The 19,948-nt window shown below is 63.4% G+C and carries 22 protein-coding genes; 10 read left to right on the top strand and 12 right to left on the bottom strand.

The genetic code is table 11. From position 1 onward, the window contains the following. The first annotated feature begins 4 nt into the window (after positions 1-4). Positions 5-700 (top strand): urea ABC transporter ATP-binding subunit UrtE, encoded by a 696-nt coding sequence (urtE, locus tag IE101_RS18165; protein WP_189635271.1) that lies wholly within the window; start codon positions 5-7, stop codon positions 698-700. A gap of 289 nt (positions 701-989) precedes the next feature. Here the strand turns inward: urtE and IE101_RS18160 are convergent, their stop codons facing one another. Genes IE101_RS18160 through IE101_RS18150 form a run of 3 tightly spaced genes read right to left on the bottom strand, consistent with a single transcriptional unit; the run spans position 990 to position 3,697 of the window. Continuing rightward, positions 990-1,697 (bottom strand): VIT1/CCC1 transporter family protein, encoded by a 708-nt coding sequence (locus IE101_RS18160; RefSeq protein ID WP_189635270.1) that lies wholly within the window; start codon positions 1,695-1,697, stop codon positions 990-992. Between the two features lie 3 nt (positions 1,698-1,700). Next, a complete protein-coding gene (locus IE101_RS18155) occupies positions 1,701-3,041 on the bottom strand; it encodes a sensor histidine kinase (protein ID WP_189635269.1) in 1,341 nt (446 codons plus the stop codon). Next, positions 3,038-3,697 (bottom strand): response regulator, encoded by a 660-nt coding sequence (locus IE101_RS18150; RefSeq protein ID WP_189635268.1) that lies wholly within the window; start codon positions 3,695-3,697, stop codon positions 3,038-3,040. The genes IE101_RS18155 and IE101_RS18150 overlap by 4 nt, the downstream gene beginning before the upstream one ends. 154 nt (positions 3,698-3,851) lie before the next feature. Between IE101_RS18150 and IE101_RS18145 the strand changes: the two genes are divergently transcribed. From IE101_RS18145 to IE101_RS18115, 7 genes are all read left to right on the top strand, one after another. Beyond that, positions 3,852-4,136 (top strand): PepSY domain-containing protein, encoded by a 285-nt coding sequence (locus tag IE101_RS18145; RefSeq protein WP_229804303.1) that lies wholly within the window; start codon positions 3,852-3,854, stop codon positions 4,134-4,136. A gap of 26 nt (positions 4,137-4,162) precedes the next feature. Then, positions 4,163-4,546 carry a hypothetical protein gene (locus IE101_RS18140; protein WP_189635266.1) on the top strand — a complete coding sequence of 128 codons (384 nt, stop codon included), beginning with the start codon at positions 4,163-4,165 and terminating at the stop codon, positions 4,544-4,546. Positions 4,547-4,558: 12 nt separating this feature from the next. After that, entirely contained in the window at positions 4,559-5,029 is a 471-nt protein-coding gene (locus tag IE101_RS18135) for a DUF2271 domain-containing protein (protein WP_189635265.1), read from the top strand. 11 nt (positions 5,030-5,040) lie between these two features. Further along, a complete protein-coding gene (locus IE101_RS18130; protein WP_189635264.1) occupies positions 5,041-7,248 on the top strand; it encodes a PepSY domain-containing protein in 2,208 nt (735 codons plus the stop codon). Then, positions 7,229-8,179 (top strand): FAD:protein FMN transferase, encoded by a 951-nt coding sequence (locus IE101_RS18125; protein WP_229804297.1) that lies wholly within the window; start codon positions 7,229-7,231, stop codon positions 8,177-8,179. The genes IE101_RS18130 and IE101_RS18125 overlap by 20 nt, the downstream gene beginning before the upstream one ends. A gap of 220 nt (positions 8,180-8,399) precedes the next feature. Then, positions 8,400-9,014 (top strand): glutathione transferase GstA, encoded by a 615-nt coding sequence (gene gstA / locus IE101_RS18120; protein WP_189635263.1) that lies wholly within the window; start codon positions 8,400-8,402, stop codon positions 9,012-9,014. A gap of 112 nt (positions 9,015-9,126) precedes the next feature. Beyond that, complete coding sequence (locus tag IE101_RS18115) at positions 9,127-9,888, top strand: potassium channel family protein (protein ID WP_189635262.1); 762 nt, start codon at positions 9,127-9,129, stop codon at positions 9,886-9,888. A 60-nt stretch (positions 9,889-9,948) separates the two neighbouring features. On the opposite strand, the gene IE101_RS18110 is transcribed toward IE101_RS18115, so the two are convergent. Continuing rightward, the gene (locus IE101_RS18110) at positions 9,949-10,563 is read right to left on the bottom strand and encodes a YceI family protein (protein ID WP_189635261.1); all 615 of its coding nucleotides are present in this window, start codon (positions 10,561-10,563) and stop codon (positions 9,949-9,951) included. A gap of 27 nt (positions 10,564-10,590) precedes the next feature. Continuing rightward, the gene (locus IE101_RS18105; RefSeq protein ID WP_189635260.1) at positions 10,591-11,415 is read right to left on the bottom strand and encodes an arylamine N-acetyltransferase family protein; all 825 of its coding nucleotides are present in this window, start codon (positions 11,413-11,415) and stop codon (positions 10,591-10,593) included. A gap of 251 nt (positions 11,416-11,666) precedes the next feature. Between IE101_RS18105 and IE101_RS18100 the strand changes: the two genes are divergently transcribed. Continuing rightward, a complete protein-coding gene (locus IE101_RS18100) occupies positions 11,667-12,140 on the top strand; it encodes a pyridoxamine 5'-phosphate oxidase family protein (RefSeq protein WP_189635311.1) in 474 nt (157 codons plus the stop codon). Beyond that, a complete protein-coding gene (locus IE101_RS18095; protein WP_189635259.1) occupies positions 12,137-13,486 on the top strand; it encodes a GAF domain-containing protein in 1,350 nt (449 codons plus the stop codon). Before IE101_RS18100 ends, IE101_RS18095 begins: the two co-directional genes overlap by 4 nt. A 24-nt stretch (positions 13,487-13,510) precedes the next feature. Here the strand turns inward: IE101_RS18095 and IE101_RS18090 are convergent, their stop codons facing one another. The 7 genes from IE101_RS18090 to IE101_RS18060 all read right to left on the bottom strand — a co-directional run bounded on the left by IE101_RS18090 (position 13,511) and on the right by IE101_RS18060 (position 19,849). Beyond that, positions 13,511-13,921 (bottom strand): c-type cytochrome, encoded by a 411-nt coding sequence (locus IE101_RS18090; RefSeq protein ID WP_189635258.1) that lies wholly within the window; start codon positions 13,919-13,921, stop codon positions 13,511-13,513. 11 nt (positions 13,922-13,932) lie between these two features. Continuing rightward, positions 13,933-14,451 carry a DUF2478 domain-containing protein gene (locus IE101_RS18085; protein ID WP_189635257.1) on the bottom strand — a complete coding sequence of 173 codons (519 nt, stop codon included), beginning with the start codon at positions 14,449-14,451 and terminating at the stop codon, positions 13,933-13,935. Next, complete coding sequence (gene moaC / locus IE101_RS18080) at positions 14,448-14,930, bottom strand: cyclic pyranopterin monophosphate synthase MoaC (protein ID WP_189635256.1); 483 nt, start codon at positions 14,928-14,930, stop codon at positions 14,448-14,450. The genes IE101_RS18085 and moaC overlap by 4 nt, the downstream gene beginning before the upstream one ends. Beyond that, positions 14,921-15,712 carry a HesA/MoeB/ThiF family protein gene (locus IE101_RS18075; RefSeq protein ID WP_189635255.1) on the bottom strand — a complete coding sequence of 264 codons (792 nt, stop codon included), beginning with the start codon at positions 15,710-15,712 and terminating at the stop codon, positions 14,921-14,923. Before IE101_RS18075 ends, moaC begins: the two co-directional genes overlap by 10 nt. A gap of 4 nt (positions 15,713-15,716) precedes the next feature. Continuing rightward, the gene (locus IE101_RS18070; RefSeq protein ID WP_189635254.1) at positions 15,717-15,971 is read right to left on the bottom strand and encodes a MoaD/ThiS family protein; all 255 of its coding nucleotides are present in this window, start codon (positions 15,969-15,971) and stop codon (positions 15,717-15,719) included. A 3-nt stretch (positions 15,972-15,974) separates the two neighbouring features. Continuing rightward, a complete protein-coding gene (gene moaA, locus IE101_RS18065) occupies positions 15,975-17,021 on the bottom strand; it encodes a GTP 3',8-cyclase MoaA (protein WP_229804296.1) in 1,047 nt (348 codons plus the stop codon). A 140-nt stretch (positions 17,022-17,161) separates the two neighbouring features. Continuing rightward, complete coding sequence (locus IE101_RS18060) at positions 17,162-19,849, bottom strand: molybdopterin-dependent oxidoreductase (protein WP_189635253.1); 2,688 nt, start codon at positions 19,847-19,849, stop codon at positions 17,162-17,164. Positions 19,850-19,948 lie beyond the last annotated feature (99 nt).

Here is a 19,948-nt window from a genome sequence, read left to right as displayed (position 1 = left end):
GCGGATGATCGAAACCAAGGGGCTGACCCTGCATTATGGCGGCAGCCAGATCCTTCACGGGATTGATTTCATGGCGGCGGCAGGCGAAGTGACCTGCATCATGGGCACCAACGGCGTAGGAAAAACGTCGTTTCTCAAGGCATTGGCGGGGACGCATCCTCGCTCGGGCGGAGAGATTGTGCTTGATGGCCGGGTGCTGCCCCGGCTGCCACCACAAGAAATGGCCGCGCGCGGACTTGCCGTGGTGCCGCAGGGCCGGATGATCTTTCCCCTGCTGACCGTGCAGGAAAATCTGGAAACCGCCTATGCGGTACTGCCGAAATCCGAGCATTGCATCCCGGATGAAATCTATGACCTCTTCCCCGTGCTGAAAGACATGTCGCGGCGGCGCGGCGGCGATCTGTCGGGCGGGCAACAGCAGCAGCTGGCCATCGCACGGGCCATGCTCATGCGTCCCAAAGTGCTGCTGCTCGATGAACCGACCGAGGGGATCCAGCCCAATATCATCCAGCAGATCGGCAGGGTCATCACCTATCTGAAATCGCGGGGCGACATCGCGATCGTGCTGGTCGAACAATATTTCGACTTTGCCTATGGGCTGGCCGACCGGTTCTACGTCTTGCGGCGCGGGACGGTGGCGATGCAGGGCAGCCGCAGCGAATTGACCCAGGCCGAATTGCGGGCCGAGGTGTCGGTCTGATCTTCTTCCCCGAAGGGACCCCGGGCCGCGCAGATGCTGCGCGGCTTTTTCGCATGACCTCAAGGGGCTGATGGATCAAGCGCGCCAAGGCACCGACCGGGGCGCTGAAGGATCACAAGACCCAAAGAAAGCGCACGCGCCTTGAGCAGGATCGGGGCGAATGACGCACACACTCAGGCACGCTGCGTTCTGTGCCTTGTCGTCCCCAGAGAGGACTCCGCCGCAGTGGGGTTCCGGGGCCGATGATCGGTCGCGCGGCGGGGGCGGGGCCAGGGCCCCGATCTTCCCCCTAGACCGAAACGCCGAAAAGCCGCCCGACCCCTGCGGTAATGGCCATGGCGGCCGCTCCCCAAAACAGAACGCGGGATGTCGCCCGCAGTTTCGGCGCCCCGCCCGCATGGGCGCCCAGTGCACCAAGGCCCGCAAGGCTACCCAGGGTGGCGATCACCACGGTCGGGACGATCATGCCATCGGGCGCCAGGGCCGCGGCGGCGAGCGGAACCGCGGCAGCAGCTGTGAAGGTCAGCCCCGAGGCCAGCGCCGCCTGCAACGGGTTCGCGGCATGGACCTCGGAAAGACCCAGTTCATCCCGGACATGGGCCGCAAGCGCATCTTTTTCGGTCAGTTCCCGCGCGACCAGCGCAGCGGTCTGCGGTGACAGCCCACGCGATTCGTAGATTGAGGCCAGCTCGCGTTCTTCGGCCAAGGGTGTGTCGATCAACGCCTGGCGTTCCCGGGCGATATCGGCGCGTTCCACATCGGATTGTGAGCTGACAGAGACATATTCCCCCGCGGCCATCGACATGGCCCCGGCAGCGAGGCCAGCTGCCCCCGCGACCAGGATGGAGATGCGGCTGGGATCGGCGGCGGCCACCCCCACAATGAGGGATGAGACGGAAACAATCCCGTCATTCGCGCCCAGCACCGCGGCGCGGAGCCAGCCCGCGCGATCCAGATAATGCAGTTCCTCATGGGCGGATTCGTAGGGCAAGCTCATGGTTCAGTCCGTCAGTTGGGGGATTTGGGGGAGGAAGGAGAGAGAGGCCTGGAAACCATCGGCTCGGCCGGGGACAGGCGAATGCAGAACCAACTGCGAGCCGATGCGACCGGCGATGGTCTGGACGATGGCAAGGCCAAGCCCGCTGCCATCGTCGACACTGTTTCCGCGCACGAACCTGTCGGTCAACGACAACATCCGATCGGCGGGCACGGTCGGGCCGCTGTTCTCGACCGTCAGGGTCGCGTCTGCATCCAGCCTTACGGAAATGGTACCGCCATCGCCATGGCGGATGGCGTTCTCGATCAGGTTGCGCGCCACAATGGCAATGGCATCCAGATCGACGCGCGCCAGCACCGGCTGGTCTGGCAGGTCAAGACGTATCTCTCGAGCACTGGCGGCATGGGCAAAATCCCGAACGACCATATCCAGAACGGGCCGGATATCGGCGGCTGCATCTGTCAACAGACGCGCACCTTCGGCACGGGCCAACTGCATCAGCTTTTCCGAGAGGCGGATCAGGCGTCGCAGCGTATGTTCCACCTCATCAGCACGTCTTCGGGTTTCGGGGTCTTGCGACTGATGCCGCAAACGCTGCAGTTGCCCCAAAGCCCCTGCCAGGGGTGTGCGCAGTTCATGCGCGGCGTTGGCTGCAAAGCTGCGTTCGGCGGCAAAGGCCCGCTCCAGCCGCATGAGAAGATCGTTGATGGTATCTACAATGGGACCAAGCTCTGACGGAACACCGGTACGGACAAGCGGGGCAAGCCGGGTCGCGCCCCGTTGGGCCAGCTGGTCGCGCAGCCGGTTCAACGGGCGCAGACCGAAACCGAGACCATAGAAAATCGCGATCAGGCTGAGGGGGACCGTGACCAGCAGGGGCAGAGCGAGCGAAAGCGCCATGTTGACTACCGCTTCGCGACGATGCGACAGCGGCTCGGCAATGGTCAGGATCACGGTGCCGCGGACCGCCATTTCCTGGTAAAAGCGCATGTCGCCGGTATCATGAAAGCCGGAGTCGGGAAAAAGTGGAAAATCTTCCGGCCGCGCGCGGTGCGAGGTCAACAAAAGACGCCCCTCAGGATCGCGGACCACATAAGTGAAATGCTCCTCATGTTCCGCGAGCCCGGTCACTCGGCGGTTCACTCCCTCTTCATCGCGGTTCAGCACATCGACCACAGCCAGCTGCAGGATGCGCTGACCCGTTTCCTGCAGGGCAGAGTCGAAGACCTCGGCCATCTCTTCGGAGACAAGGCGCAGCGTGGCCATGGCAGTGCCAAGCCAGAGCAGGGTCACGATCCCCGACAGCAGGAAGGCAGAGCGCAGCCGGATGGAGTTCCCCTTCACGGCCGGACCAACCGGTAGCCGAGGCCCCGCTCCGTCGCGATCACATCCGCGCCGAGCTTTTTTCGCAGGCGGCTGATGTGCACTTCGATCGTGTTGCTTTCGACCTCGGCGTCAAAGGAATAAAGCCGCTCTTCGAGCACAGCTTTCGACAAAAGTTGACCGGGTTTTTGCAGAAAGGCCTCAAGCAAAACCCATTCCCGCGCCGTCAGCGGCACCGACTTGCCCGCCCGCGTCAGACTGCGCGCCGCGATATCTATGGACAAATCCCCCAAGGTCACGCGCGGATTTGGGTTCCCGGCATAGCGGCGCGAGACCGCCCCGATGCGGGCGGAAAGTTCGCTCAGATCAAAGGGCTTGACCAGATAATCATCGGCACCGGCATTCAATCCGTCGATCCGGTCTGAAATCTGGTCGAGGGCCGTCATGATGATGACCGGGGTCGTATTGCCCTTGGCCCGCAGTCGGCGCAGAAACGGCAACCCGCGCCCGTCAGGCAGCATCAGATCCAGCAGGATCAGATCGAAATGTGCCGTCGCAAGTGCATCTTCCGCAGTGTCCAGCCGGGCGGCGTGATCGACCGAATGGCCCTCGCCCTCGGCCTGTTCGCGCACCGCAGCTGCGATGACACGATCATCTTCGACCAGCAGAATCCGCATTCCGGACCGTCCTCTCGGTTTCACCCGCCCTTGCCCTACAGCCCCAACCTGACGCGGACCTGAACCAGATTCTGGCACCGCTTCAGGCAGGCGTCAGCTTTGCCGCGCAGAAAGACAACATCAGAAGCACGACGGAGTGTCACGCATGGTCCGCATGTCAACAAGCCTTCTCATTGCCTGCCTGCTTTCCGCCGCACCCGCCCGTGCGGATGACGATTGCAGCGTGCCGATGGCCGATTGGCAGCCGCGCGACGCTGTCGAGCAATTTGCCATCGCCAAGGGGTGGCACGTGGGCCGCATCCGGCTGGACGACGGCTGTTATGAGGTGAACGGTCGGGATGCCAGCGGGCGGCCGATCGAAGTGAAGCTGGATCCTGCGACGCTGACCATCCTCGAAATGGAGTTCGAGGATGAGGACAGCGACGCGGATGACGACTGATCCCGACAAACGAACTGGAGAAGATTATGAAATACGCCCTTGCCATTGTTCTGGCAGGCGGTGCGCTTGCGGCTGTGTCTGAAGCGCCTGCAGCGACCGTCCCCGCCACGGCCCATGCCGTTGATTTGGATCGTGAAACAAAGAGCCGGCCCGCCCATCCACTGCTTCTTTTGGCAGATAGCGATGCCGACGATGACGACGATCACGATGATGGCCGCTGGTTCAGCTGGAATGAGGACCACGATGACGATGACGATGACGATGACGATGACGATGATCGCCAAGCCTGCGATCGGATGAAAGATCCGTCATGCCGGGGCCAAGGCAACCCTGCCCCCGCCGGAACGGTCGCCCCGCCCAACAACAATCTGTTCACCAATGGCACCGCACCTGCGGTCAAGTCGAACTGACAGGAGCGCGTGATGAAACGCATAATCGCCACCTTGGCCCTGACCACAGCCCTGATTGCGCCCGGATTGGCCCTTGCCCGCCCCGTCACCCTGACGGTCAATCTGTCACAATATGGCGGACAAGGCGCATATCTCGCACTCTATGTCACCGATCCATCGGGCGCCTACGCGGGTAGCCTGTGGATGGCAGGTGGAAAATCCAAGTATTACAAGCATCTCTCTGACTGGGCAAAGTTCACGGGCGGGGATGTGTCGCAGGTGGACGGCATCACCGGCGCCAGCGTCGGCGCCGGGCGCAATCTTGAACTGACGATGGACCTTGCGGATGCGCTGTTCGATGCAGGCTATACCCTGCATGTCGACGCGGCGGTCGAGGATATGCGCGACAGCCCCAATGAGATTGCCATGCCCCTGACCAGCGAAGGTGCCGGACAGCCGGTTCGGGGACGTCGCTACATCGCCGATCTTACCTACACCTTCTGACAGGTCCCCGCATGATCCGGCTATTCCATCGCTGGCCCGCGCTTCTGGCCACTGTTCTTCTGCTCGTGCTGGCGGTCAGCGGCACGATCCTGTCGGTTTTCCCGGCGGTGGAAAGGACCACCGCCCCTGCCCCTGTGGCGGGGCAGACGGTCGCGGATCTCGCGGGCAAGGTGATCGCGGCCTACCCCGGTGTCGAACAGATCCGTCGGGCACCATCGGGCAAGATCACGGCGTACTGGTTCGATGGCAACACCCCCGGCGCGGCGGTGATCGACCCGGCCACCGGCCTTGCGACAGGAAATGCCGATCCATCCGCGCTTCAGGGGTGGCTGACCGACCTGCACCGCGCCCTGTTTCTGCAGGATTTGGGGCGCTGGATCACGGCGGCGGCCGCCTTGGCGCTTCTGGTGGTTGCCCTGACCGGGGCGGCGCTGATTGCACAGCGACAGGGCGGATGGTCCTTGTGGTTCTCGCGCATGCGGGGACCCACTGCCGGACGATGGCATGGAGAGTTGGCGCGTGTGGCGGTCGTGTCGCTGGTCTTGTCCTCGGGAACGGCGCTGTGGATGACGGCGGCAACCTTTGAGCTCTTGCCCGTCGACGAGGCGAGCCCTGCCCTGCCCGCCGAAACCAGCGGTCTGGTTGGACTTGCGCCGGGCGATATGTCCGCCTTGGCCGCAGTTCCCGTAACGGCGCTGCGGGACCTGACCTTTCCCTATGCTGGGGACACGACGGATGTCTTCACCCTGACCACCACCGCCGGGATGGGCTATGTCGATCAAGGGACCGGTACCCTGCTGGCCTGGCAGGCGTCAGGTCCCTGGACACGGGCCGGCGAGTGGATCTACCTGATGCATACGGGTGAGGGGGCAGCCCTTTGGGGATTGATCCTCGGCCTGCTGACGCTGTCCATTCCGGCACTGGCGATTACAGGAATTCAGGTCTGGCTCAAGGGTCGCAAGGCCCGTCTGTCCCTGCCCGGTATGGTTCACGCCGAACATGCGGAAACCATCCTTCTTGTCGCCAGCGAAAGCGGCAGCACCCTTGGATTTGCCCGCGCACTCGGCCTTGCGTTGCAAGAAGTCGGCGGCAGCGTTCATCTCGCCCCACTTGCCGCCTATGCGCCAGACCGATATGCGGCCGCAAAACAGGTGCTTGTCCTTGCCGCCACCTGGGGCAATGGCGATGCCCCTGTCGCTGCCCGCGGCCTCGACGCACGGCTGGCGGCAACGCCACCCCACCCGCGCGCCAAAATGGCCATTCTGGGCTTTGGCGATCGCAGCTTTCCGGCCTTCTGTGCCTTTGCCGAGCGGCTGGATCATGCGGCCCGTCAGGCAGGTTGGTCGATGCTCTTGCCGCTGGAACGGATCGACCGGCAATCCGCGCAGGCCTTTGCCCGCTGGTCGCGCGATCTGGGACAGGTGATCGGCTATCCGCTCGACATCCTCCACCAGCCCGAAATGCCGCGCAGCACCCCGCTGCGGCTTGTGTCGCGCCAGGATTATGGCGAGGCGCTGCAAGCCCCAACCGCAATCCTGACCTTCGCCCTGCCGCAGGTTTCACTGCGGGACCGACTGGCCGGACGGGGGTTTTCGCGCTTTCACGCGGGTGACCTTCTTGGCATCCTGCCGGTGGGCAGCGCAATCCCGCGGTTCTATTCGCTTGCTTCGGGAACTGCCGATGGGTTTGTCGAAATCGTGGTGAAAAAACAGTCGGGGGGCCTTTGTTCAGGTCAGCTGATGGATCTGGAACCGGGCCAAATGGTACGGGCCTTCATCAAACCGAATCCCGGCTTTCGCCCTGACCGCAGCAAAGCGCCGCTTCTTCTGATCGGCGCCGGAACAGGCATTGGGCCTCTTGCAGGCTTCATTCGGGCCAACAGGGGCAAGCGTCCCATCCATCTTTGGTTCGGTGCGCGGCATCCGCAGGCGGATTTCCTTTATGCGGATGCGCTTGAGGGCTGGTCCAGCCAGGGCCACCTCGCATCGCTGAACACGGCATTTTCGCGCACGGCAGCGCGCCAGCATGTGCAGGACCGCCTGCGTACCGATGCCGACCGCGTCCGCCATCTGGTCGGACAGGGTGCGCGGATCATGGTGTGCGGCGGCCGCGACATGGCAACCGGCGTTCGTGAAACACTGGCCGAGATCCTTGCACCTCTCGGGCTTTGTCCCGATCAGCTCCGGGCAGGAGGGCGCTATGCCGAAGACACCTATTGACGCCTTCACCCTGTCCGGCAGAACGATGGGGACCTTCTGGCAAGTCCGGCTTGACACCCCGCTGGCGGCTGAAGAGCGCCACAGCCTGACAGCCGCATTTCAGGCCGCGGTGGGTGAGGTTGATCAGCAGATGTCCACTTGGAACAGGCAAAGCGCCCTCATGCGCTTCAATGCAGCACCCTGCGATGAATGGCATCCCCTGCCCGCGCCCTTGATGACCGTGCTTGAGGCTGGCCTCGCAGTCAGCGCCCTGAGCGGACAGGCCTTCGAGATGAATGTCGGCGCGGCGGTGCGCGCCTGGGGGTTCGGACCGGATGCCATAAACCTTGCGGCCATTCGTCAGGCCAGTGCCGCCGCGCCGGTGCGTGCCGCCGATGCGCTGACGCTTAATCCGGCGGCAGGCCTGGCCCGCAAAGCGGCGCCCCTGACATTGGACCTGTCCGGGATTGCCAAAGGCTATGGTGTCGATCGACTGGCGGAAACCGCGCTTGGACATGGCCTTACGCGGGCACTCTGTTCGATTGACGGTGAGGTTCGCGCCCTGGGACGGCGGGCTGACGACAGCCCCTGGTGTGTCGGGATTGATGCTCCTGATGCCGGGCACCGGCGCGGCAGCCATTCCATCCTGATGCTGGAAGATGGGGCTGTTGCCACCTCGGGCGACTATCGCCACTTTGTCGAGGTGCGCGGGACGCGTCTGTCCCATACGATCAACCCGTTGACCCAGGCCCCGCTGCTCGAGGCCCCGGCTTCTGTCACAGTCATGGCGCAGAGCTGCATGATGGCCGACGCCATGGCGACCGCGCTGATGGTTTTTGGGCCGGATCGCGGCCGGGTATTGGCCGAGGCACAGGGGCTGAGCGCGCTTTTCATCCGGCGCGACGGAACAGTGACGGGGACGGGCCACTTTTCCGAAACCGAAACGGCCTGACGCCCGCCGACCTTCGGCAGATCCGGCGTGGTTCGGGTGTATCCAGCTGATTTTATGGCTGGAAGCCCGCGAGAGGCAAAGGCCGCCAGCTTTCACCCGCGCAGCGACGCACAGCTTCTGCGCGGGGATGCGCGGTTGGTGCCGGCTGACAATCGCGGCGCAGATGTTAGCTTCGCGCCGCATGTGCGGACCTGATCCGCTGTCCTTCTTCGGAGATGTCATGAAGCTTTTCTACTCGCCCGGAGCCTGTTCGCTGGCCTGTCACATTACCCTGGCCGAAACCGGCTCGGCCTTTGCAATCGAACGTGCAGATCTGCGCAGCAAGACCACCGAAACCGGCGCCGATTACAGCACCATCACCCCCCGTGCCGCGGTGCCTGCGCTTCAGCTTGAAAGCGGCGAAGTGCTGACCGAGGGCGTGGCGATCATGCAATATGTCGTAGATCACCTGACGCCGGGCGTGCTGCCCGCTCAAGGCACGCTGGCCCGCGCCCGCCTGCAAGAGATGCTGAACTTCGTCTCGACCGAGCTGCATCAATCCTATGTGCCCTTTTTCCGCGGGATTTCGGGCGAGGCACGCGACGCGCAGGTCGCCCTGCTGAATGCGCGTCTGGCACTGGTCGAAGCGCGGCTGGCAGATGGGCGTGACTGGGTCCTTGGCGACGAATATTCGCCCGCCGACGCCTATCTTTTCACGGTGACCAACTGGTCGGCCTATATCGGCCATGACCTGTCGCCTTTCCCGTATCTAAACGCCTGGCGCGCCCGCGTCGCCGCACGCCCCGCCGTGGTGGCCGCAATGCGCGCCGAGGGCCTGCTGGGCGAAGCCGCCTGAGGCATTGGTCGATCGGGGGCCGCCCATCCGGTGGCCCCTGTATGCGATCAAATCCGCGTTGCAGCGCCGGTGTGGCCATTTATGGTGCAGGCTATACATCTGCGGAGGCAGCATGAAAGAGCGGCTGATCGAGCTTTATGAAGGGGAGACCCCGCGCGGCGTGCGCTTCCGCTATGCCCTGCTGATATTCGATATCACGACCATCCTGTTCTTGGTCGGGTCATCCTTCACCCATCACGGGCTTGCGGTCGAGATTGCAGATGCGGTGATCGGACTGGCAATCGTGGCAGATTTCACCGCGCGGCTTTGGATCAGCCGGAACCGCCTTGGGGAACTGCTCCATCCTGCGGGGGTGGCCGATCTGGTGGTGATCGCCTCTCTGCTTGCGCCCCTGGCGGGTGAGGGGCTGGCCTTCCTGCGTGTCGCGCGCATGCTGCGGCTGCTTCGGTCCTATCGGTTACTTTCGCGCCTGCGACAGGATTTCGCGTTCTTTCGTCGGAATGAACAGACCATCGTCGCCGTCACCAATCTTGCAGTTTTCGTCTTTGTGATGACGGCGCTGGTCTATGAGACGCAGCACCAGACCAATGACAAGATCCAGAACTATGTCGACGCGCTTTATTTCACTGTCACCACGCTGACAACGACGGGCTTTGGCGACGTCACCCTGAACGGATCGGCGGGCAAGCTGATCTCTGTGCTGATCATGATTTTCGGCGTTTCGCTGTTTCTGCGTCTGGTGCAGGTGCTGTTCCGTCCCCGCAAGGTCGAATTCGAATGCCCCGGCTGTGGCCTCAACCGTCATGAACAGGATGCGGTGCATTGCAAGGCCTGCGGTCGCCTGCTGCACATCGTGAATGAAGGCGAGGATTGAGGGCGGCTCCCCGGGGCAATGCGGGCCGCAAAAAGCGGCCCGCATCCGCGTGGTCAGCGATCAGGGAAAGACGAAATCCGCCGGAACCATCTGGGTTTCCACGCTGAACGTGACCTCATCGCCAAGCTCGGGGATGCCATAGTCCAGCCCCCAGTCGCTGCGGCGAATGACGCCCGTGGCTGAAAAGCCGATCTTTGCCACGCCCATCATCGGATGTTCGGCCATCGATCCGTTGAAGGTGACATCCAGCCGCGCCGGATGGGTCTGGCCAAGGATGGTCAGAAGACCTTCAACGACGCCGGTGTTCGGGCCGGTGACGCGAATGGACTGCGACACGAACGTCATCGGTTGTGCGTCGAGGAAATTTTCACCACCCCCGATTTCGGCATCGAAATCGCCCATCTCGGCCCAGGGAAAATCCGTCCGCACAGACAGCGGGTCGATGGTCACTGTCAGGGCAGACTGCTCGGGCTTCTCCGGTTTCCAGTCGAGCCGGGCATAGACGCCGGTAAAGCGCGCCGTATAGCGCGACAGGCCCGAGTGATTGAGCGACCAGACCAGGCTGGAATGGGAAGGATCGGTCTTGTAGGCGCCGCCGGGGGCTGGATCGGTGGCAATTGCATGGGCAGCGCCGGCGCACGAAAGAAACAGAAGTGAAGCGATCAAACGAAGCATGGTCAATTCCTTGTTGTATCAGAAGGGTCAGGCGGCCCGGCTTTGACGCAGGGTCTCGATGCGATCCCAGATGGCATCCGGGCGCGGCACGTCGATCTGGAAGGTGGTGTGCAGAATATCGGCCAGATGATCGGCGCCCGTGATCTGATGTTGATCCAGGCTTCCCGCCGTCACATGGCGCAGGCTGTCATTTTGCAGCGCAACATAGCCGTCTTCGGTGTGCCGCATGATGGCAAGCGCCCCGGTGAAGGGCGATCCCGCGTCTTGCAGCAGCCAGCCTTGTGCGGCGGCCAATGCAGTCTCGTCACTGTGATCGGGGCGAAAATCGAAACTTCTGGCGACACCCAGTGCGTGGTTGCGAAAGCGCATCCAGCCCTGATCGGCCGCCCCAATCGCAAAGTCGAACCCACGCTGGCAGATCGGGCCCGGTTCCATCGGCACAGGCGCGATGATGGCATCGGCCACACCGACCTCTGCCAGATAGGGGCGGTCCAGGTCGACGCGCAGCGTCAGATGGTTGCCGATGGCCAGATCGCCCAGGACTTCGCGGTTCACGCCGCCGCAAAGGCGGGTCACCCGGAACCCCAGGGCCGAAAGTGCAGCCCCGAAAAGGCCATTCATCTCATAGCACCAGCCGCCGCGACGGCCAGTGACCATCTTGGCAAAGGCCGCTTCCGGGCCAAAGCCTTGCGGCCATCCCATGAAGGCATCCAGCGCCTCCCAGGTGAAGGACAGAAGATGGGCGCGGTGCAGCGCCGTCAGGCTTTCACGGTCGATCCGCCGGGGCCGGTCTTGGCCAATTCGGGCGAGATAAGCCTCCAGCTGATCCTGGGTCAGGGGTGTGGCTTGCATGGGTCTGTCTCCGATTTAGGGGCAGCCGCGCGCAAACCCTCTCCGGCCCCCCCCGATGTGTCGGGGTGGCATGGATTGCAGCCTGATGGCATGTGCCGTCCGGCGGTCTGTCAGAGGGGTTGGGCGTTGCCGCCGGTGTGACCCCGGTATAGCCCGCCCCGAAAATGCGCGTTCCTAAATGGATGTAAAAACGGTGCCAGATATCCTAAAAGGTTGTTAAACCCGCCACGCGGCGATGGCAGAGGAAAATGATGCGGATCGACGAAAGGCTGGTCGCCTTCTTCCACCGACCCTTGATGAGCATCATCGCCGCGACGGACGCCTGCGGCAAACCGGCCGCTGGCCGCGGCATCGGCTTTCACCTGATGGAGGATCGCGAAGGCATGGATGTGATCTTTTCGGGCTGGCAGTGGCCGGGCCTTGTCGCAGCCATTGCCGAGCGCGGCAAGCTGGCCGTCACCTTCGTCAGCCCCGCAGATTACGTGAGCTTTCAGATCAAGGGCAGTGCCAGCCTGCGGCCCACCGAGGCCCGCGACGTGGCAGAGGCGGACCGCTTCATCGCCGCCGCCATGACCGAGCTTGAGGGGCTGGGGGTGCCGCGCGGCGTGATTATGCCCTGGCTTTGCCCGCAGGAGCCGCGGGTGGCCCGCCTGCGGATTTCGGAGATTTATGTCCAGACGCCCGGCCCGCTGGCCGGGATGCTGGCGGGGGCCGCCGCAGGATGACCTGGCGCCTTTCAGATCTGGCCCCATGTTTCGAAGGGGTAATCCCCTCGATCATCGCAACCGCCGCGGCAGACGGGATGCCCAATGTCTCTTACCTGTCGCATGTGGTGCGCGTTGATGACGATCACGTCGCGCTTTCAAACCAGTTCTTTGCCAAGACCGCCGCGAATGTGCGGGCCAATCCGCAAGTCACGCTGATCTTGGTGGATGGGGTGACGGGCGCGCAATTCCTGCTCGATATCCGCTTTGTGCGTTCGGTCGATGCCGGGCCCCTGTTCGATCGGATCGCTCTGCAGCTGAAAGCCAGCAGCGCGCAGGTCGGCATGGCCGAGGTGATGCGCCTGAAAAGTGCTGATATATTTCGGGTTTGCGCGATAGAACGGGTGCCCTCGCCCTGCGAAACCCCGACATCCGCCCCCACACCCGCGCCGGACCTCTGCGCCCTGGCAAATGTGCTGGCCGCGATGGATCGACAGCCTGGCGCCGAAGAGATTATCGAGACGCTGTTGCAGGCTGTCCGATCCGTCTTGGGCTATGATCACGCGCTGGTGCTTGACCATGATCAAGCCCGCGGCTGTCTGACCACGACAGGAAGCCTCGGCTATGCGCCCTCGGGCCTTGGATCAGAGATCGCACTTGGCGATGGTTTGATCGGTGCTGCCGCCATCAGCCGCCAAACGATCAAGGTCAGCGACATGAGCCGCGTCCGCCGTCTGGGCGAGGCCATCCGACCCGAAGGCCCCGGCGCAGAAAACGTCACGCGCACCGTAGCCTTTCCGCATCTGCCCGCTGCGATGAGCCAGATCGCCGTGCCGATGATCGCGCGCGGGGCCGTCGTCGGGGTGCTGTTCGTCGAAAGCCTGCGACGGCTCGCCTTTCGGGAAGAAGATGAGGCCGCGCTTTCAATTCTGGCAGGGCAGGCCGCGGCGGCGCTCCGCGCCAGCGAAATGGAGGAGGCCGAGGCCGAGCCGGGGGCCCCCCTTGGCAGGCCCGCCCCGGTTTCGATGGCCGACGTCCGCGTCGTGCATCATTGCTATGACGACAGCGTCTTTGTCGATGGCGTCTATATCGTGAAGGGGGTCGCCGGGGCTTTGTTGCGTCTGATGGTCGATTGGCAGCTGACCGAGGGGCGGCGCGAATTTACCAACCGGGAGCTGCGTCTTGCCGCCGGAAGCCGGATGCCCGACTTCAAGGACAATCTGGAAACCCGGCTCTTGCTCTTGCGTCGCCGTCTTGAAGAAAAACAGGCCCCGCTGCGGTTGGAGCGGATCGCGCGAGGCCGCCTGCGGCTTGACGTGGCAGGCACTATGACACTTGAGACGGGCGGGGACGACCGGACGGCCTGAGGCCGAGGTCGCCCCTGCCCCCGTTCACTTCACACTGGCAAGGTAAGCCGCGACATCAGCGCCGCCCTTGGCGAGCTTGAAGGTCATTTTCGATCTGGCGCCTGCATCCCCGGAGGCAGCCTGCACCCAGGCGGTGGGATCTGCGACATAGGCCGCAAGCGAAGCTTCGTCCCATTGCGTGCCCTTGGCCCCGATGGCGGTGATCGCAGGCCCGTAACCCTTGAAATCGGCACTGCCGACTTTTCGCCCGATCACGCCATAGAGGTTGGGCCCCGTCTTGCCGCCCTTGACGATCTCGGTGCCGTCTGCGGCGATGATCGAGTGGCAGGCCTTGCATTTCTTGAACTCGGTCGCGCCGACGGCTGCATCACCCGCTTGGACGGCGGACGCGACGGTCAGGGCAAGGGCGAAGCTCGCGACTGCGGATTTCAGCATGTTGGTCTCCTTCAGGTCAGATCAGAGAGTGGTCCAGTGCCCGCAAGGCACCAGTTGGAAACTGCGCGTGGGTCGGCAGGCAACGTCAGCGAAAGGCCGTCTGCAAAGGCAAGATATTGCGGCAGGTTCAGCCCGTTCACGCCCACGAGCACCCGGATGCCCCGGCCAAGTGCCTCGGAAATCACCGGGATCAACCCCTGCCCCTCGGCCTCGGCCTTGCCGAATTTGTTGACGATCAAGAGATCGGCCCCATCCAGGCGCCGGGCGACCTCGGCCACGGTATCGGCCAATGCGCCGTGATCCAGCATGCAGCCCCGCGCCAGCGCCCCGCGGTCCTCACTGATGCGGATCACAGGACCATCCGGCAGGACGCGCAGGTCCATGTCGCATTTGCGCCGATCCGCGCGGGCGATATTGGTTTGAACCGTTCCGGCAAGGCGCAGACCCGAGGCTTGCAGGCTCTCCGCCACGACGGCAAGGAAGCGGTTGGTTTCACCGCGTCCGGCGATACTGACATGGGCAAGTGTCATGGCGTCACCCCGGCCTCATACCGCCCTGATTTTCCGCCATCCTTGACGCGCAGGTGGACCGCGTCGATCACCATCGACTTCTCGACTGCTTTCAGCATGTCATAAACGGTCAGGGCAGCCACGGTTGCGGCCGTCAGCGCCTCCATTTCAACCCCGGTTGTGCCGGTCGTCTGCACTGTGGCGCGGATGCGCACGCCGGGCAGTGCGGGGTCGGTGTCCAGATCCAGCGCGGCATGGGTCAGAGGAAGCGGATGGCAGAGCGGGACAAGATCAGCCGTTCGTTTGGCCGCCATAATCCCGGCAAGGCGGGCCACTGCCAGCACATCGCCCTTTTTGGCCCGGCCTTCGGTCACAAGGGCAAGCGTTTTGGCCTGCATCCGCACCACGGCCTCGGCAATGGCGATGCGCGGCGTCACGGGCTTGTCCGAGACATCCACCATATGGGCATGCCCCGCGGCGTCGAAATGGGTCAATTGCATGGGGTGTCTTCCTTCAGGCTGTGACAGACAGGGCAATCCCTCCGGCGATGCACGGCGATTTCGCGGGTTTCGCCCCAAAGGACATCTTGCAGGATCAGCCGCCCCCGCAGGCTGCGCCCCGCCCCGGTGATCAGCTTGATCGCCTCGGCCGCCATCATCGACCCGATGATGCCCGGCAGGGCGCCCATCACGCCCGCGCGGGCACAATCCGGTGCGAGATCATCGGCGGGGATGGTCGGGAACAGGCAGGCCAGACAGGGCGCGCCGCGCGCCGGATCATAGACCGTGATCTGGCCTTCCCACTGGCTGATGGCACCCGACAAAAGCGGCACACCCGCCGCGACGCAGGCCGTGTTCAGAAGATGCCGCGTGGGCAGGTTGTCGGTTGCGTCCAGAACCACGGTTTGCCCTGCGACAAGCGCGCGCGCATCCTCGGCCCCCAACCGTGTGGCAATCCCCGTGACCTGCACGAAAGGGTTGATCCCGGCCAGCGTAATCTCTGCCGACGTGACCTTGGCCATGCCCAGCCGGTCCTGGTGATGGATCACCTGCCGCTGCAGGTTCGACAGCGAGACCGTGTCATCATCGACCACGGTAATCTGCCCGACCCCGGCTGCCGCAAGATACATGAGGATCGGTGCCCCCAACCCACCGGCCCCCACCACAAGAACCGAGGCCCGTTTCAATCGCCCTTGCCCCGGACCGCCGATTTCGCGCAGCGCGATATGGCGGGCATAGCGGGGCAGTTCATCGGGCGCGTAAAGCGGCTTTGACGTCGGCATCACCTCAGCCTCCCGTCATCGGTGGAAAGAAGGCCACCTCGGCTACCCCGGCCAAAGGTGCGTCAAAGCACGACAGCACCTGATCCAACGCCACCCGGACCGAAGTCGGGTCGGCAAAGGCCGCGGCGTGGCGGTCGCTGCGGGTGACGAGTTCGGCCACCAGATCGGCAACCGTCACCGCCGCTGTTTCCACCCGCTCGCGCGGCGCGTCGATGCGTTCGCGCAGCCAGGCAAAATACAGGATCTCTACCGTTGCCATCGCTCAGCCCCCCGTGTGGTTCATGCCACGCGACATCACCCCTTTGGGGATGCCGCGGGTGTAATCAAAATCGTGACCACGCGGTTTTTTCGCGATGGCCGCTCGGATGGCCTGTTCGAGCGGGACGCCACTCTCTGGCGCGCGCAGCACATGGCGCAGATCGCTTGCGCCCTCTTGCCCCAGACAGGGGTAAAGCTCGCCGGTGCAGGTCAGCCGCACGCGGTTGCAGCTTTCGCAGAAATTATGGCTCAGGGGCGTGATAAAGCCGATCTTCTGGCCGCTTTCCTCCAGTCGGACATAGCGGGCCGGGCCGCCGGTCGTCTCGGCCAGCGGCTGCAGGGTGAAGCGGGCAGCCAGACGCGTGCGGAGATCGGACAGGGGCAGGAATTGCCCGATCCGTGCTTCAGCGCCCTCCTCACCCATTGGCATCAGCTCGATGAACGTCAGTTCATGCCCCTCGGCGGTGCACCAATCGACAAGCGGGAAAAGCTCGGTTTCAGTCAGGCCCCGCAGGGCGACGGTGTTGATCTTGACCCGCAGACCCGCGGCCTGTGCGGCGCGGATCCCCTCCAACACAGGGGCAATCTGGCCGCGGCGCGTAAGCGCGGCAAAGCGCGAGGCATCCAGCGTATCGAGCGAAACATTGACGCGCCGGACCCCGCAGGCCGCCAGATCCGCCGCATGGCGGGCCAATTGGCTGCCATTTGTGGTCAGCGTCAGTTCCCGCAGCGCCCCCGTTTCCAGATGACGGGACATCGCGCGGAAAAAGCCCATGATGTCGCGCCGCACCAGCGGCTCGCCCCCTGTGACGCGCAGCTTGGTCACGCCAAGGCCGATGAAGGCGGAACACAGGCGATCAAGCTCTTCAAGGGTCAGCAGATCCTTGCGCGGCAGGAATTGCACCCGCTCTGCCATGCAATAGCTGCAGCGAAAATCGCAGCGGTCGGTGACCGACACGCGCAGATAACGCACAGACCGACAGAACCCATCCATCAGCGGGCCACAGACAGGCTGGGCCGTGGCGCGAAAATCAGACGGGGCGTTCAGCATTGCACAGCCCTCCGCCAGGCGCGGGCAGAGTGGCGCATGGTAAAGCCAATCAAGGGTCGGGATATCGGCTGGGCTGTCATGAGTCGGGTCTTTCAAAGGGGGATCTGCGGCCGGATCAGACCGGCCGCAGACAGTTCGTGTCACTTCTTGGCGTCGGAAGCGTTCGCCATCAGGAAGTCCATGATCGTTGCGGCCTCGGCGTCATCGAGACCCGCGCGCGGGAACATCGAGGGCGTGATCGCCTTCCATTGCAGCTGGGTAAAGGCGCTGACATCGCGCGGACCATGGCAGACGGTGCAGCGTTCGTAGAACAGCTTTTCGCCCGGGCTCATCTCGGCATAAAGCGCCTCGATCACCGCATCCAGACGATCCAGCCCCAGATCGGCATCATCGATCGCAGCCAGTTCGACCCCTTCCAGGATCGGCGGCTTTTCATAGGCCATATTCGGTCCTTCGGGATCTTCGCATTTGCGGATCGAGGCAAGGCAGGTATTGGCCGTCGTCGCCTGGCTGAGCCCCGAAGATTTCTGCGTCGAGGTCAGGAAGTTCACCAGACCCGAGTTGCACCGCCCCTTGCTGTCAAGGCTGGGCCAGCACCCCTCATAGATCGAGATCACGCCCGGCATGATGTCATCCGACACGACAGCCCCGGCAATGACGGTGCCGCGGTCGTTGTAGATTTCCACCAGATCGCCATCGGCGATGCCGCGCTTGGCGGCGTCTTCGCTGTTGATCCGCACCGGTTCGCGCCCCTGCACTTTGTAGAGATCGCGCAGCGAGGCCGATTGGTCCATCTGGCTGTGCAGGCGGAACCACGGGTGGGGGCTGACGACATGCAGCTGCCCGTCCTTGGCATTGCCAAGGTATTCTGCCGGTTCCAGCCACATGGGCATGCCGGGGCAGTCTTCCAGACCCATGTTCGCGATGGTGTCGCAGAACATCTCGATCTTGCCCGATTTGGTATGCAGATGGTTCGCCTCGGGGTCGGTGTAGAAATCGCCATGCCGCACCCAGGCGCGGGCCTCTTTCGGAATGGGCTGGAAGGCGTAGCCGCGTTCCCAGAAGTCCTCGAAGGGCGTGGTTTCAGCGGCGGTGGTGCCGTTGTAGGCCTTTTTGATGATGTCGATATATTCCGGGTAGGCCTGATCTTCGATGAATTGCGACTGACGATAGAACAGGTCCGCCAGCCCGGCGAAGATTTCGAAATCGCTGCGGCTTTCCCCCAGCGGCTCGATCACCTTCTTCATCGCGTAGATGCGGTCATTGGAATAGGTCCCGCCGACCGAAATGTCATCACGTTCCAAAGGCGAAGACGCGGGCAGCACGATATCGGCCCAGCGGGTCGCGGCCGTCCACCAGACATCCTGGCTGACGATGGTCTTGACCTTTTGCAGCGCCTTGATCAGCCGGTTCGTGTCCTGCTGGTGGGACATGAAGTTGTTGCCGGCGTTGTAGATCATCTGCACGTCCGGGTATTTGCGGACGTTGCCGTTATAGACCACCTCAGCCCCAGGGTTTTCCAGCGCCTCGGTCAGGCGCGAAGCCGGCACAACATATTCCGTGACAAAGTTCTTGCCCTGACTCAGCCCTGCGGGCGTCTTGCCGCCCGATTGCGGCATCCCGCCGCTGCCATAATGCCATGAGAAGCCGACACCCTGGCCCGGTTTGCCGATCTTGCCGGTCAGTGCGGCGAAGTTGATGATGGCCCAGTGGGTCATTTCGCCGTGGTGGGCGCGCTGCAGCGACCAGGCCCCGGCAATTTCGGTGCGTGACTTGGCCAGCAGTTCTGCCAGTTCGCGGATCTTGGCCGCGTCGATGCCGGTGATGGCGGCCGCCCATTCCGGGGTTTTGGGCGTCTTGTCGTCGCCCTCGCCCTTCACATAGGCAATCCACTTGTCGGACCCGACGGTATATTTCGCAAGGTAATCCTTGTCGTCCAGACCTGCCTCGATCACGTGGTAGGCCATGCCGAGGAACAGCGCCACGTCGGTGTTGGGGATGATCCTGATCCAGTCCGACCGCAGCACGGTATCCGAGGCGGTCCGCTGCGGGTTGATCGAGATGAATTTCGTGCCGTTGTCGCGGATCTGTTCCCATGGCGTATACATGCCGTGGTCGGCCACGGTGTATTCGACGCGGTTGTTCTTGACCGGGTCACAGCCGACCAGGACGAACACTTCGGTATTGTCGCGGATCACCTCCCAAGAGGTTTGTGCCGAATAGACCTCCATGTCGCCGATGACATGCGGCAGCGAGATCTGGCTGGCGCCGCCGGACCAGTCGCCCACCGTATTGGTGCAGCCGCCGATCATGTTGAAGAATTTGCCCTGCAACACATTGGGCCGCATGATCCCGGCATGGCTCCAACCACCATAAGAGGTCGACAGGATCGACTGGTTGCCGAAATTCGCCACCGTATCGGTGATCGCCTTGGCGGTCAGCTTCAGGGCGGTATCCCAATCGACGCGGACATATTCCTCTTTCCCGCGTAGTTCGGGCTTCACATCTCCGGTCTTCCAGTTCTCCAGATAGGATTTGCGGACCATGGGATAATCGATGCGCGTCTTGTCATAGACGCGGTCCAGCAGGCCATAGGTCAGAAGTTCGGTCGGGCGCTGGTCAAGCTCGATCATGGGGGAAATGCCGACGATCTTGCCATCGCGCACCACCGCCTCGAAGGGGCCATAATGGCTGGCGCTGAAAATGCGCCCGCCAAAGGAATTCGGGTCAACGGCGGCCAGCGCCGTCGAGTTCAAAAGCCAGCCGGACCCCAGAAGGGCGGCACCGCCCGTCAGGAATCCCCGTCTGGTCGGATTGATCATGTTCATGGCGGACCTCCGTCTTGTTTGCGCCCGCACCATGCGCCTCCGCGACATTCGGCGACTTGACAGCCGTCAACGCAGACGGTGAAGAAGTGTAAAGAGATG

Origin of the sequence: Gemmobacter lanyuensis (assembly GCF_014652355.1) — a bacterium.
Lineage (GTDB): Bacteria > Pseudomonadota > Alphaproteobacteria > Rhodobacterales > Rhodobacteraceae > Gemmobacter > Gemmobacter lanyuensis.
This window is presented reverse-complemented; position numbering and strand designations above follow the sequence as displayed.

Excerpts from the sequence above, each read along its gene's own strand:
- IE101_RS18150 (WP_189635268.1), bottom strand. The coding sequence starts at position 3,697 with ATGCGGATTCTGCTGGTCGAAGATGATCGTGTCATCGCAGCTGCGGTG.
- IE101_RS18160 (WP_189635270.1), bottom strand. The coding sequence starts at position 1,697 with ATGAGCTTGCCCTACGAATCCGCCCATGAGGAACTGCATTATCTGGAT.
- IE101_RS18100 (WP_189635311.1), top strand. The coding sequence starts at position 11,667 with ATGCGGATCGACGAAAGGCTGGTCGCCTTCTTCCACCGACCCTTGATG.
- IE101_RS18075 (WP_189635255.1), bottom strand. The coding sequence starts at position 15,712 with ATGCCGACGTCAAAGCCGCTTTACGCGCCCGATGAACTGCCCCGCTAT.
- IE101_RS18140 (WP_189635266.1), top strand. The coding sequence starts at position 4,163 with ATGAAATACGCCCTTGCCATTGTTCTGGCAGGCGGTGCGCTTGCGGCT.
- IE101_RS18095 (WP_189635259.1), top strand. The coding sequence starts at position 12,137 with ATGACCTGGCGCCTTTCAGATCTGGCCCCATGTTTCGAAGGGGTAATC.
- IE101_RS18135 (WP_189635265.1), top strand. The coding sequence starts at position 4,559 with ATGAAACGCATAATCGCCACCTTGGCCCTGACCACAGCCCTGATTGCG.
- IE101_RS18125 (WP_229804297.1), top strand. The coding sequence starts at position 7,229 with ATGCCGAAGACACCTATTGACGCCTTCACCCTGTCCGGCAGAACGATG.
- IE101_RS18085 (WP_189635257.1), bottom strand. The coding sequence starts at position 14,451 with ATGACACTTGCCCATGTCAGTATCGCCGGACGCGGTGAAACCAACCGC.
- IE101_RS18070 (WP_189635254.1), bottom strand. The coding sequence starts at position 15,971 with ATGGCAACGGTAGAGATCCTGTATTTTGCCTGGCTGCGCGAACGCATC.
- moaC (WP_189635256.1), bottom strand. The coding sequence starts at position 14,930 with ATGCAATTGACCCATTTCGACGCCGCGGGGCATGCCCATATGGTGGAT.
- urtE (WP_189635271.1), top strand. The coding sequence starts at position 5 with ATGATCGAAACCAAGGGGCTGACCCTGCATTATGGCGGCAGCCAGATC.
- moaA (WP_229804296.1), bottom strand. The coding sequence starts at position 17,021 with ATGCTGAACGCCCCGTCTGATTTTCGCGCCACGGCCCAGCCTGTCTGT.
- IE101_RS18090 (WP_189635258.1), bottom strand. The coding sequence starts at position 13,921 with ATGCTGAAATCCGCAGTCGCGAGCTTCGCCCTTGCCCTGACCGTCGCG.
- IE101_RS18115 (WP_189635262.1), top strand. The coding sequence starts at position 9,127 with ATGAAAGAGCGGCTGATCGAGCTTTATGAAGGGGAGACCCCGCGCGGC.
- gstA (WP_189635263.1), top strand. The coding sequence starts at position 8,400 with ATGAAGCTTTTCTACTCGCCCGGAGCCTGTTCGCTGGCCTGTCACATT.
- IE101_RS18130 (WP_189635264.1), top strand. The coding sequence starts at position 5,041 with ATGATCCGGCTATTCCATCGCTGGCCCGCGCTTCTGGCCACTGTTCTT.
- IE101_RS18060 (WP_189635253.1), bottom strand. The coding sequence starts at position 19,849 with ATGAACATGATCAATCCGACCAGACGGGGATTCCTGACGGGCGGTGCC.
- IE101_RS18110 (WP_189635261.1), bottom strand. The coding sequence starts at position 10,563 with ATGCTTCGTTTGATCGCTTCACTTCTGTTTCTTTCGTGCGCCGGCGCT.
- IE101_RS18145 (WP_229804303.1), top strand. The coding sequence starts at position 3,852 with ATGTCAACAAGCCTTCTCATTGCCTGCCTGCTTTCCGCCGCACCCGCC.
- IE101_RS18105 (WP_189635260.1), bottom strand. The coding sequence starts at position 11,415 with ATGCAAGCCACACCCCTGACCCAGGATCAGCTGGAGGCTTATCTCGCC.